Origin of the sequence: Kitasatospora sp. NPDC057015 (genome assembly GCF_042673745.1) — a bacterium.
GTDB lineage: Bacteria > Actinomycetota > Actinomycetes > Streptomycetales > Streptomycetaceae > Kitasatospora.
Window position 1 is genome coordinate 1 of the sequence record NZ_JBHUSG010000093.1, and the last position, 12,024, is coordinate 12,024.

Consider the following 12,024-nt stretch of genomic DNA (forward strand, 5'->3'; position numbering starts at 1 on the left):
CCTCGCCGCCCTCGGCTACCGCTGGTCCACCTCCACCTTCAACCAGGACCCGAAGTAGCCCCCGTGACACCGCGGGCCGCATCCCGCAAGTCGCCCCGGCCCCCACCCGGCCCGACCCGCCCCCGGGGCGGCGCACCCGACACCCCGTCGGCGTACGCCGCCCCGTCGGCGTCCCCGCTCCACCTCCGAGGCCGCCCGGAAGTGCCGGAGCACCCGGAGCGGTTACGACGCACGGTTCGGAGGCTCCGAGGCGGCCGGTGGACGGTTCCCGGGCCCGCCCCGCCGTCGCGCTGACGCGCGGTCAGATCACATCGTCGGCGCCCGGCGGGCACGGCGGACACTCTCCGTGCCGGAACGACTCACCTCAGGAGTCGATCGGCCCGCGGCCGACCGGGGCCCAGGGGATACGCTGTCCGCCATGCCGTCACAGTCCACTCCTGATCCGACCGGCGCCGACACCTCGGAGGACGGCTCCGATCCGACCGCTCCCCCCCTTCCGGAGGAGACGCCGGACGGCGGGCTCGACGGCGCCGCCGGCCACCGCGAGACCTCTCTCGCCGTGGAGCGCGCCCGGCTGCTGACCGATGTCGTCACCCGCCTGCGGCGCGCCCTGCGCAGCAGCATCCGCACGGAGTACCCGTGGGAGTCGCTGCCGATGGCGCAGATCGAGCTCCTGCAGACGCTGGCCGCGGCCCCGCTCCGGGTCGGCGAACTGGCGGCCCGCCAACGCCTGGCACCGAACACCGTGAGCGGCCTGGTCAGCAAGCTGCTGGACGCGGGCTTCGTCGACCGCCAGGCCGACCCCGGGGACCGCAGGACGGCCCGGATCGCACTGACGGAGGCCGGCCACCGTCAGCTGGAGGACTGGCAGCGGGCCCACGAGCGCCGCATGGCGGACGCCCTCGCCAGCCTCACCACCGCCGACCGGGACGCGGTGATGGCCGCACTGCCCGGGCTGGAGCACCTCGCCAGGGCCCTCGCCTCCCCCGGCCCGGCCGAGCCCACCCAGCGCCCGGCGCCCGGCGACACCCGGCCGGCCGGCCAGTCACCCCCGGCCTAGTCGCCACCGACCCGATCGCCACCGGCACACCACCGGCGTCGACCCGCCGCGCCGAACAGCACCACGCAGGCGGCACCGGCGCCCCCGGCGAACTGCGGACTCGCACTCGATTCACTCAACCCCGTCGCCGACCGCGACCGGTCCACCCCGGGAGGTCTCCGTGGGATTCACCGTGGAGCTCGTCAGGCCGCTCCCGAAACCGACGGGGACGGATCGGCGTCGCGGCCGGGGGAAGGCCGCCCCGCGGGACGAGATCCTGGATCGGTTCTTCGAGGACGGTGAGATCTGGCGTGCGGTGTGGAGACTCGGACCGGACCGCTTCCCCACACTGTTCAGGCTCGATTCGCACTCGTCCCACGTGTTCGACGCGTACTGGGTGGAGCTCATGCTCGCGGAGGTCGACCGGATCCAGGACATGGAGGTGACCGCGGACGAGTCCGAGGTCTTCACGGGCCTCCGGGCGATGGGGCGGTCGTGCCTGCTCGACCGTTCTCTCGTCATGCGGTTCACGGGGGACTGAGACCGATCGGGACCGAGACCGATCCGGACCGAGGCCGGTCGGGACCGAGGCCGATCGGCCCGGGAGCCTCAGAACAGCGTCCCGTTCTCCAGGTCCAGCAGCCAGCGCTTGCGTTCGACGCCGGCCGCGAAGCCCGTCAGCGCGCCGCTCGCCCCCATCACCCGGTGGCAGGGCCTGATGATCAGCAGCGGGTTGGCGCCGACCGCGCCGCCGACCGCGCGGACGGCCCGGGGCGACTCCCCCGCCGCGGCGGCCAGCTGCCCGTACGTGACGGTGGTGCCGTACGGGATGTCGTCGAGGGCCTTCCAGATCCGCTGGCGGAAGTCCGTGCCGACCGGGGCCAGCGGCAGGTCGAAGGTGGTCCGCTCGCCCGCGAAGTAGGCGGTGAGCTGGTCGACGGCGGGGGCCAGCGCGTCCGGGTCGTACTCCCAGTCGTCGGCCGGCTCGGCGAGGGCGCCCTTCTGGCCGGGGGCGGTCACCGCGGCCAGCGCCGCCGGGCCGTCGCCGTCCCGGACACCGCTGAGCAGCAGCCGGCCCAGGGGGCTGTCCATCATGGTGAATACCGTGGTCATGCCGTCTCACGCTCCGCTTTCTCGGCCGCCGGCCGGGCCGCGCCGTGCGGCGCGCCCCTGTCGGCCCTGCTGTTCGTCACGCCCGTGGGCGGAAGGTCGGTGCCGGCTTCCGGGATGCCGGCGGCGCTCTCGGCAGCGGCGGCGCCCGCGGCCGAGGCGGCGGCCCACAGCCGGTGCACGGCGTACGAGCGCCAGGGGGCCCAGGTCTGGGCGGTCGTCGTGGCGCTCTTCGGGTCGCCGGCGGCGCCCAGCGCGATCAGCCCGTGCCGCACGCCGGCGTCACCCGGCAGGAAGACGTCCGGGTCGGCGAGGGCCCGCATCCGCAGGTAGCCGACCGTCCAGGGGCCGATGCCGGGCAGGGCCAGCAGGTCGGCGGCGGCCTGCTCGCGGTCCACTCCGCCGTCCAGCCGCACACTGCCCTCGGCGAGGGCCGCGCAGAGGCCGGTGAGCGCGCGCTTGCGGGCAGCGGGCATCGCGAGGTCCGCCGGGTCGGCGTCGGCCAGGGCGGCTGCCGTGGGGAAGAGCCGGTCGAGGCCGCCGCTCGGTTCGGGCAGCGGTGCGCCGTACTTCGCGGCCAGCCGGGCCGCCAGGGTGCGGGCCGCGACGACCGTGACCTGCTGGCCGAGCACGGCGCGGACGGCCAGCTCGTGCGGGTCCACGTGGCCGGGCGAGCGCAGCCCGGGCCGCGCCCGGACGTGCGCGCCGAGCAGCGGGTCGGCGCCGAGCTGCTCGTCCACCGCGTCCGGGTCGGCGTCCAGGTCGAACAGGGCGCGCAGCCGGTGGACGGCGGTGGTCAGGTCCCGCAGGTCGGTGAGCCGCAGCCGGCAGTCGAGCCAGCCCCGGGTGGCGGGGTCGCCGGGGGCCAGGCCGTCGACCTCGGCGATGCCGTGCCCGTACGGGAGCGCGAGCGTCCGGCGGTAGGTGCGGACGCCGGGCCGCGCGCCGGGGACGACCTCCTCCACCCCGGGCACGGCGCGCAGGGCGAGGAAGTCGATCAGGTGGTCGCTGTCGAGGGCTCCCCGGTAGGCGAGGCGCAGGGTGAGGCCGCCGGCCGGGCCGACGGCGCGGCGGCCGGCCGCCACCTCCTCGCGCAGCCCGCTGGGGGTGCGGTCGTAGACCTCGCGGACGGTGTCGTTGAACTGGCGCACCGAGGCGAACCCGGAGGCGAACGCGACCTCGGTGACCGGCAGGTCGGTGGTCTGGAGGAGCAGCCGGGCCGTGTGGGCGCGGCGGGCCCGGGCGAGTGCGATCGGCCCGGCCCCGAGTTCGGCGGTCAGCTGGCGCTGGAGCTGCCGGGAGCTGTACCCGAGCCGGCCGGCCAGCCCGGCGACGCCGTCCCGGTCGACCACGCCGTCGCCGATCAGCCGCATCGCGCGGCCGACCAGGTCGGCGCGGTGGTTCCACTCCGGGGAGCCGGGCACGGAGTCGGGGCGGCACCGCCGGCAGGCCCGGAACCCGGCGCCCTGGGCGGCGGCGGCGGTCGGGTAGAAGGTGCAGTTGACGCGTTTGGGGGTCACCGCCGGGCAGCTCGGGCGGCAGTAGATCCCGGTGGTGGTGACCGCCGTGAAGAACACCCCGTCGAAGCGGGAGTCTCGGCTGTCCACGGCTCGGTACCGCATGTCGTCGTCGATCACGCCCTCCAGTCTGCGACATCGGAGGCGCGGCGACTGGCGGAAATCGGACGCGGGCGTCGTCGGCCCGGCACCGGCCGCACGGACGCCCGGGCCCGGCCACCCCGTCACGCGCCCCGGCCGCCCCCGGCACGCCCCGACCGCCCGTCCCCCCGCGGGAGGTCGCCGCGGCCGGAGCACCGCGGGAGGTCGCCGCGGGCGGCGGCCGGCGAGAAATCCCGGCGGGATCCGACGGGATCCCGGCAGCCGACCCCTCCAGTCCGTGGGAGCGCTCTCAATAACCCCCCGCACCCGATAGTCTGATCCTCCGGACAGCGGAACGCGAGAGGACCCCCGGTGACCGAGCAACAGCCCGTCGGCGCAGTCCCGCGCCCCACCCTGGAATCCGTGGCCGAGCGGGCCGGGGTCTCCAGGGCCACCGCCTCGCGCGTGGTCAACGGTGGCGAGGGCGTGCGCGCATCCCTGCGGGCCAAGGTCCAGCAGGCCGTGGACGAGCTCGGGTACGTCCCGAACCTCGCCGCCCGCACCCTCGTCACCCGCCGCAACCGGGCCGTCGCGGTGGTGGTGGCCGAGCCCGAGAGCCGGCTCTTCTCCGACCCGTTCTTCGCCCAGCACCTGCGGGGGATCAGCCGCGAGCTCTCGGCCGCCGACAACCAGATGGTGCTGCTGCTCGTCGAGGACCAGCAGGACTACGAGCGGGTCGGCCGCTACCTGGCCGGCGGGCACGTGGACGGCGCACTGCTGTTCTCCCTCCACCACAGCGACCCGCTGCCCGAGATGGCCCGGCGGGTCAACCTGCCCACGGTGATCGGCGGCCGCCCGGGCTGGCCCGGCGCCGAGGCGGACCGCGAGCTGCTCTACGTCGACAGCGACAACCGGGGCGGCGCCCGCCTGGCCGTCCAGCACCTGCGCTCGCTCGGTCGCACCGGCATCGCCACCATCACCGGCCCGCTGGACCAGACGTCCTCCATCGACCGGCTCGACGGCTACCGCGACCTGCTGCCCGACGGCGACCCGGAGCTGATCGCCGAGGGCGACTTCACCGCCGACGGCGGCGGCCGGGCGATGACCCAGCTCCTGGACCGCCGCCCCGACCTCGACGCGGTCTTCGCCGCCTCGGACGCCATGGCCTCCGGTGCGCTGCGGGTGCTGCGCGGGCGCGGCCGGCGCGTTCCCGAGGACGTCGCGGTGGTCGGGTTCGACGACGTGGAGTCGATCGCCGCCTGGACCGACCCGCCGCTCACCACCGTGCGCCAGGACATCGAGGAGATGGGCCGCCTGATGGCACGCCTCCTGCTGCGCCGGCTGGCCGGGCAGAGCAGTTCCGGACCGACCTCGATCATCATCCCGACCCGGCTGGTGCTGCGGGCCACGGCCTGACGGCCGGCCGCCGGAGAGCGGAGCAGGCCCGATCCGGCCCGATCGGGCCGGAGCAGACCGGAGTGGAGCAGGCCCCGGACACGCCGACGGCGGGCCCGGAGCTGTCGCGCTCCGGGCCCGCCGCAGGTCTCGGGGCCGGTCGGCCCCGGGCGGGATCACGCATCACGCCCGGGGCCGGCCGGCAGGTCTCAGCTGAACGGGATCCGCAGCACCGAGACGCTCCCCTGGGCCTGGCTCGCGCCGACCCGCAGCTGGGCGGCGGCGTTCCCGAGGGCGGGCCAGATCTCGACCCGGACGGTGCCCTTGACCAGGTTCCCGAGGGTGCCGGTGGCCGACTGCAGCCCGGCGCCGGCCCCCGAGTACCGCTCCCAGCCCGTCACCGGGTCGGTGGCGAAGTACCGGAAGGTCTCGACCCGGTCGAAGGTGCCGTCACCGGTCAGGTCGTACGAGACCCGTACCTGCTGGGCCAGGCCGACGGCGGCGCCCGCGTCCACGAACAGGTCGAAGTCCGTGGCCGTGCCGGGCTTCAGGGTGGCGGTGACGTTGCCGATCTGGTGCACCAGCGGCTGGTACGGCGTGCCGTCGTGGTTGGCCCCGCCGCCGGCGGCGATGGTGGCGGTGGTCGCCGAGGTGCCGGTGGCGGTGGTCAGTGCTCCGCCGGGCTGGAGGTAGAAGGTGCCGCCGGTGGTGGCGGGCACCGTGGGGGTCGCGGTCGGGCTCGGGCTCGCGGTCGGGCTGGCCGTCGGGGACGCCGTGGGCGAGGCCGTCGCCGTGGGGGACGGGCTGGGGGTGACGCCGCCGCTGCCGCCGTCGGTGAAGCTGCCGCGCTCGCTGGCCGTCGACCTGGCCGGGACGTTGAGCGTGAAGCCGTCCGAGAAGCGCACGGTGCGGGCGGCGGTGGTGTAGTTGTGCGCGACGTGGGTGCGGGTGGCGCCGTTCACGAAGACGGCCGCCGTGGGGCTGTCGGCGGTGGTCGCCGGGTCGAGGGTGCCGAGGGTGGCCAGGTTGTAGATCCAGTGGTAGGTGTGGGCCTTGGACTCGCCCTCCTCCGGGGTGTATCCGGCGTTCCCCGCGTCCCAGTCGGCCTTGGCGGCGGCCGGGTCGGCGAGCGCCTCGAACTCCCAGAGCAGGTCCCGCCAGTCGGTGAACTGGCCGCCGTTGTTGGCCTTGAGCTCGGCCAGGTTGGCCTTGACGGCGTCCTGGCGACGGCCGAGGTAGAGCGAACCGCCCGTGACCGGGAGGACGTTGATGCCGTGGATCATGCCGGGCGCGGCGGTCCACCAGGTGGAGTAGGCGGCGCCGCTGCCCCAGACCATGCCGGCCGTACCGTGCTGGAAGGCCGCCGGGAAGACCTGCTTGTCGGCGTTGAACCAGTACTGCTCGATGGTCTTGGCCTCGGTCGTGTAGAGGTAGACGCCGAGGTCGCGCATCGCGGTGTCCCCCGTCGCCGAGCCGTAGAGCACCAGCGCGGAGGAGAAGTTCATCGACTCCGAGGAGGACTCCTCGTTGTTGCCGGCCGCGAATCCGGCGTGGCCGGAGGCCCAGCCGTGGCCCGCGTACGGGTCGAAGTTGCGCAGCAGCGGGAACCGGGCGTCGTTGCGGTCGGCGTTGGCGGCGTCCTTGGCGAGGACCTTCACCATGCCGCCCCAGGCGGAGTCGGCGGCCCAGGCGGCGTCGTAGCGGGCGACGGTGGCGGCGGCCTGGATGAAGTACGCGTAGTGGAAGTGGTGGTCGTTGAGCTCGGCGTCGGTGCCGTAGGAGGCCGGGTAGCCGATCAGGGTCTTCCACACGTTGTCGTACGCGAAGGAGGAGGCGTTGGTGCCGGTGAACCAGGTCTGCAGCTTGCCCTTGACCAGGCCGATCAGCTTGTCGCGGGTGGCGGTGTCACCGAGCTGGTCGGCGATCGGGATCAGCTGGGAGAGCTGCCCGAGGGCCTTGCCGACCCAGTAGGTGTCGCTGTAGCCCATGAACGGGTCGGGCAGGTTGGCCACGTCGCGCACGTAGCCGGCGAGTCTGGCGCGGTCGTAGGAGCCGGCGTCCGGCAGCGAGGGGAGGATGCCGTTGACCGTCTGCGTGGTGCTGAAGGAGGCGCCCTCGCGGACCTTCATCTGGCCCTCGGGCGAGGTGTAGGTGAGCGCGGTCAGCGGGTCGGTGGTGGTCAGCCACTGGTGCCGGTAGAGCGCCAGCAGGGTGCCCGTCTGGGTGCCCTCCTGCGGGGTGGTGGTGGCGGTGTAGGTGGTGCGCAGCGTGCCGGCGGTGGGCTGGTAGTCCCAGCCGACCTTGGTGTCGGTGACGAAGCTGTACGCGTAGGTGCGGTAGGTGGCGAGGTCGGCCTGGCTGGGCAGGACGGCGACCGAGTAGTAGTCCTTGGCGCCGAGGTTGGCGCTGATGGTGCTGCCGTTGACGGCCCAGTTCACGCCGGTGGGGGCGAACAGCGCGTAGGTGTGGCCGCCGACGGTGATGCCGAGGACGTTGCCCTGGTTGGACCAGACGGCGGGCGCGGAGGCCGTGGTGATCTGGGCGGCGCCGCCGGTGGCGTGCGCGTAGACGTACGGCAGGCCGTGGCCGATGGTGGCGCTGAAGGTGTGGGCGCCGTCCGCCCAGTACGGGGTGACGGTCCAGTCGCTCCAGCCGTCGACCTTGGTGTCGGGCGAGTTGAGGCCGGCCACCCCGAGGGTGAGGTCCTTGGTGTGGGTGAAGTCGTACTGGCGGCCGTCGGGCGTGACGGTCGCGTTGGTGGGGTACCCGACCTCCAGCCCCGAGGCTCCGGCCTTGAAGGTGTAGGGGTTGGCGTAGAGGTTCTCGCCGTACGGGTTGCCCGCGTAGCGCTGGTAGATCAGCGAGGACCACCAGTCGTTGGTGGGGGCGGCCTTTCCGGCCATCCGCGCGGTGACCTTGGGGGTGACGGGCGCGCCGTCGGAGTTGCTGGGGCCGACGGTGCCGGCCGGGCGTGCGTCGCGGTATCCGCCGAGGCCGACCGGGACGGTCGCGGCGGAGGCGCTGCCGGTGGCGACTGTGGCGGTCAGCGCGGCGGCTGCGGCCAGGGTCAGCGCGGCCACGGCTGCGGTGGGCCGGCGGAGCTGGCGTAGCGGCTTCATTCGGAGACACCTCATGGGGTGGGGGTGAGGCCGGGACGGTGGAGTGATGGAGCGTCATAAGTGAGAGCGCTCTCAAAAACCGGAAGGTAGCGGCCGTCCGGAGCACCGTCAATGATCTGGACGAGACCGGCTCGAAACCGCCACGAATTCTTGCGGCACCTATGCTCGGTCGCCGCCACCCTAGGTCACGGTCAGGTTTCGAGCCCTTGACGGCAGGCAGCGTGGCCCGGCAATCTCCTGAACAGCGCCTGAGAGCGCTCTCAAGCGAGAGCGCTCTCATCGCTCCCCCACCCCGTGCCGATGAACCGGACGAAGCCAGGAGGCTTCCATGCCCACCTTCAGAGCCCGCCGCACCGCCGCATCCCTCGGCACCGCAGCCCTCGCCGCCACGTTCCTCCTCACCGCCTGCAGCTCGGGCACCTCGGGCGGCTCCACGGACGCCGCCGACGGCAAGGTCACGCTCACCGTGGACCTCTTCGGCACCTTCGGGTTCAAGGAGACCGGCCTCTACGACGAGTACAGCAAGACGCACCCCAACGTCACGATCAAGCAGAGCGACACCCAGGACGAGGGCCAGTACTGGCAGGCCCTGCAGACCAAGCTGGCCGGCGGGGGCGGGCTCGCGGACATCCAGGGGCTGGAGGTCGGGCGGGTCGCCAGCGTGATGCAGAAGCAGGCCGACAAGTTCGTCGACCTCAAGACGGTCGGCGCCGGCGCCGTCAACGACGGCCTGGTGCCGTGGAAGGCCGCCGCGGTCAAGGCCGCCGACGGCAAGGTGCTGGCCGCCGGCACCGACATCGGCCCGGAGGCGATCTGCTACCGCACCGACCTCTTCAAGGCCGCCGGCCTGCCCACCGACCGCACCGAGCTGGCCGCCAAGTGGTCCAGCTGGGAGGGCTACCTCGCGCTCGGCAAGGAGTACGTCGGCAAGGCGCAGCCCGGCAACGTCTGGACGGACAGCGCCGCGGGCATGTTCACCGCCGAGATCGGCCAGCAGAAGGTCCGCTACGCCGACGAGTCCGGCAAGGCCGTGTACGAGAACAGCCCGGCCGTGAAGAGCGCCTGGGCCGACTCCACCAAGATGGTCGCCGACGGCCTCTCGGCCAAGCTCCCGCAGTGGACCCCGGAGTGGAACAAGGCCTTCACCACCGGCAAGTTCGCCACCCTGAGCTGCCCGGCCTGGATGATCGGCTACATCAAGGGCCAGGCGGGCGACGCCTTCGCCGGCAAGTGGGACATCGCCTCCGGTCCGGGGAAGACCGGCAACTGGGGCGGCTCCTACCTGGCGATCCCGAAGACCTCCAAGCACCAGAAGGAGGCCGCCGAGCTGATCAGTTGGCTGACCGCCAAGGAGCAGCAGGTCAAGCTCTTCACCAAGCAGGGCTCGTTCCCCTCCAGCACCGCCGCGCAGGGTGAGATCAAGGCCCTGCAGGACCCGTACTTCAACAACGCGCCGATCGGCCAGATCTTCAGCGAGTCGGCCGCCGCGATGCCCGCGCAGGTGCTCGGCACCGAGGACGGCGTGATCGGCAAGGCGTTCACCGACGCCCTCGGCGAGGTGGAGCGCACCGGCACCGCGCCGGACGCCGCCTGGCAGCACGCGATGGACAACATCAAGAAGGCCAGCGGGAACTGACGCCGGATCACCGGGCGGCCCGGGCCCACCGGCCCGGGCCGCCCGGCTCACCGAAGGACCATCATGGCCATCACCACCACGACCAGCAGCCCCCGCCCGGCCGCCGCCCGGCCCGGGCCCAGGCCCCGCGCCCGCTGGGGCAGCCGCGCCGCGCCGTACGGCTACCTGGCGCCGTTCTTCGTCCTGTTCGCGGCCTTCGGCCTCTTCCCGCTGCTGTACACGGCGTACGTGTCGCTGCACCGGGTGGAGCTGCAGACCTCCCAGCAGATGGACTGGGTGGGCTTCCAGAACTACACCCGCCTGCTGGAGGACCCGTTCTTCTGGAACGCGCTGGGCAACACCTTCACCATCGGGGTGCTGTCCACCGTCCCGCAGCTGGCCATGGCCCTCGGCCTGGCACACCTGCTCAACTACCGGCTGCGCGGGCGCACCTTCTTCCGGGTCGCCATGCTGATGCCGTACGCCACCTCGGTGGCCGCCGCCACGCTCGTCTTCGCGCAGCTGTTCGGCCGCGACTACGGGCTGCTGAACTGGCTGCTGAGCTCCGTCGGGCTGAACCCGGTGGACTGGCAGGCGAACACCTGGGCCTCGCAGATCGGCGTCTCCGCCATCGTCACCTGGCGCTGGACGGGCTACAACGCGCTGATCTACCTGGCCGGCATGCAGGCGATCCCGCAGGAGCTGTACGAGTCCGCGGCGATGGACGGCGCCTCGCGCTGGAAGCAGTTCCTGCACGTGACCGTCCCCGGGCTGCGGCCCACCGTCATCTTCACGGTGGTGGTCTCCACCATCGGCGCCACCCAGCTGTTCGGCGAACCGCTGCTCTACGAGGGCAACGCCGGCGGCGGGGTCTCGCACCAGTACCAGACCCTCGGCCTCTACATGTACGAGCAGGGCTGGAGCTTCTTCCACCTCGGTCGGGCGGCCGCGGTCGCCTGGGTGATGTTCCTGCTGATCGTGGTACTGGCCCTGGTCAACGCGGCGATCGCCGCCCGGCGCAACCGTACGGACCGGTGAGTGACGTGACGATCCTTCAGCTCCAGAAGCCGGCCCGGCGGTCCCCGGGGGCCCGCGGCGCCGCAGCCGCGGCCCGGACCGGCAGGCGCTCGCCGCTGCAGGGCGGCCCGCTCGCCTACGCCGTTCTGATCGGCGCCACCGCGCTGTTCGTCTTCCCGTTCTACTGGACCCTGGTGGGTGCCAGCCGGACCAACGCCGAGATGAGCTCCGCGAGTCCGGCGCTCACCCCCGGCCCGAACCTGTTCCACAACATCGGCGAGGCGCTCCAGCAGGCCGCCATCGGCACCGCGCTGGTGAACTCGCTGATCGTCGCCTGCACCGTGACGCTGGGCGTGGTGCTCTCCTCCACCCTGGCCGGGTTCGCCTTCGCGAAGCTGCGCTTCCGCGGCCGGGGCCTGCTGCTGGCCCTGACCGTCGGCACCATGATGATCCCGCCGCAGCTGGGCGTGATCCCGCTGTTCATGGTGATCGTGAAGATGGACCTGCAGAACAAGCTGCCGTCGGTGATCCTGCCCTCGCTGGTCTCGGCCTTCGGGGTGTTCTTCATGCGGCAGTTCCTGATCCAGGCGCTGCCGGACGAGCTCATCGAGGCCGCCCGGGTGGACGGTGCCTCCTCCCTGCGGATCTTCCGGTCGATCGTGCTGCCGGTCGCCCGGCCGGGCATGGCGGTGCTCGGGATGCTGACCTTCATGGCCACCTGGAACGACTTCTTCTGGCCGATCGTGGCCCTGAGTTCGCAGAACCCGACGGTGCAGGTCGCGCTGCGCTCGCTGGGCCAGGGCTACGTCCAGGACCAGTCGATCGTGATGGCCGGCACGCTGATCGGCACCCTCCCGGTACTGGTGGTCTTCGCCCTGCTGGGCCGCCAGATCGTCGGCGGCATCATGCAGGGCGCCGTCAAGGGCTGAGCCGGCGGGCGTCGACCGCCGTGCCCGGACGGCCCGGCCCCGCCGGACGGCCGCCGTGCCCGGCCCTCGGCCCGATCGGCGGCGCCGGGCCGCGGCCGGTGCCGCCGCGGGCGCCGGCCGGGCCCCCCCCCCCCCCCCCCCCCAACCCCCCCCGGGGGGGCGGTATGGCGGGGGAACCCCACCCCCCCCCCCCCCCCCCCCC

9 protein-coding genes are annotated in these 12,024 nt (G+C 73.5%); 6 read left to right on the top strand and 3 right to left on the bottom strand.

Features of this window, described 5'->3' with window-relative positions:
- The first annotated feature begins 418 nt into the window (after positions 1 to 418).
- Both ACFTWP_RS40605 and ACFTWP_RS40610 read left to right on the top strand, forming a co-directional pair.
- On the top strand, positions 419 to 1,060 hold the full coding sequence (locus ACFTWP_RS40605) for a MarR family winged helix-turn-helix transcriptional regulator (RefSeq protein ID WP_380270224.1): 642 nt from the start codon (positions 419 to 421) through the stop codon (positions 1,058 to 1,060).
- Positions 1,061 to 1,220: 160 nt separating this feature from the next.
- The gene (locus ACFTWP_RS40610) at positions 1,221 to 1,580 is read left to right on the top strand and encodes a hypothetical protein (protein WP_380270225.1); all 360 of its coding nucleotides are present in this window, start codon (positions 1,221 to 1,223) and stop codon (positions 1,578 to 1,580) included.
- 68 nt (positions 1,581 to 1,648) lie between these two features.
- On the opposite strand, the gene ACFTWP_RS40615 is transcribed toward ACFTWP_RS40610, so the two are convergent.
- Both ACFTWP_RS40615 and ACFTWP_RS40620 read right to left on the bottom strand, forming a co-directional pair.
- A complete protein-coding gene (locus ACFTWP_RS40615) occupies positions 1,649 to 2,152 on the bottom strand; it encodes a methylated-DNA--[protein]-cysteine S-methyltransferase (protein ID WP_380270226.1) in 504 nt (167 codons plus the stop codon).
- The gene (locus ACFTWP_RS40620; protein WP_380270227.1) at positions 2,149 to 3,786 is read right to left on the bottom strand and encodes a DNA-3-methyladenine glycosylase 2 family protein; all 1,638 of its coding nucleotides are present in this window, start codon (positions 3,784 to 3,786) and stop codon (positions 2,149 to 2,151) included. Before ACFTWP_RS40620 ends, ACFTWP_RS40615 begins: the two co-directional genes overlap by 4 nt.
- Positions 3,787 to 4,119: 333 nt before the next feature.
- Between ACFTWP_RS40620 and ACFTWP_RS40625 the strand changes: the two genes are divergently transcribed.
- Complete coding sequence (locus ACFTWP_RS40625) at positions 4,120 to 5,163, top strand: LacI family DNA-binding transcriptional regulator (RefSeq protein ID WP_380270228.1); 1,044 nt, start codon at positions 4,120 to 4,122, stop codon at positions 5,161 to 5,163.
- Positions 5,164 to 5,351: 188 nt separating this feature from the next.
- Here ACFTWP_RS40625 and ACFTWP_RS40630 read toward each other — a convergent pair whose 3' ends face one another.
- Entirely contained in the window at positions 5,352 to 8,261 is a 2,910-nt protein-coding gene (locus tag ACFTWP_RS40630) for a glycosyl hydrolase (protein ID WP_380270229.1), read from the bottom strand.
- A 328-nt stretch (positions 8,262 to 8,589) separates the two neighbouring features.
- On the opposite strand from ACFTWP_RS40630, the gene ACFTWP_RS40635 reads away from it, so the two are divergent.
- From ACFTWP_RS40635 to ACFTWP_RS40645, 3 genes are all read left to right on the top strand, one after another.
- The gene (locus ACFTWP_RS40635; protein WP_380270230.1) at positions 8,590 to 9,897 is read left to right on the top strand and encodes an extracellular solute-binding protein; all 1,308 of its coding nucleotides are present in this window, start codon (positions 8,590 to 8,592) and stop codon (positions 9,895 to 9,897) included.
- Between the two features lie 63 nt (positions 9,898 to 9,960).
- Positions 9,961 to 10,914 (top strand): carbohydrate ABC transporter permease, encoded by a 954-nt coding sequence (locus ACFTWP_RS40640; protein WP_380270231.1) that lies wholly within the window; start codon positions 9,961 to 9,963, stop codon positions 10,912 to 10,914.
- An 11-nt stretch (positions 10,915 to 10,925) separates the two neighbouring features.
- Positions 10,926 to 11,822, top strand: coding sequence for a carbohydrate ABC transporter permease (locus ACFTWP_RS40645; RefSeq protein ID WP_380270232.1), 897 nt, complete (start codon positions 10,926 to 10,928; stop codon positions 11,820 to 11,822).
- Positions 11,823 to 12,024 lie beyond the last annotated feature (202 nt).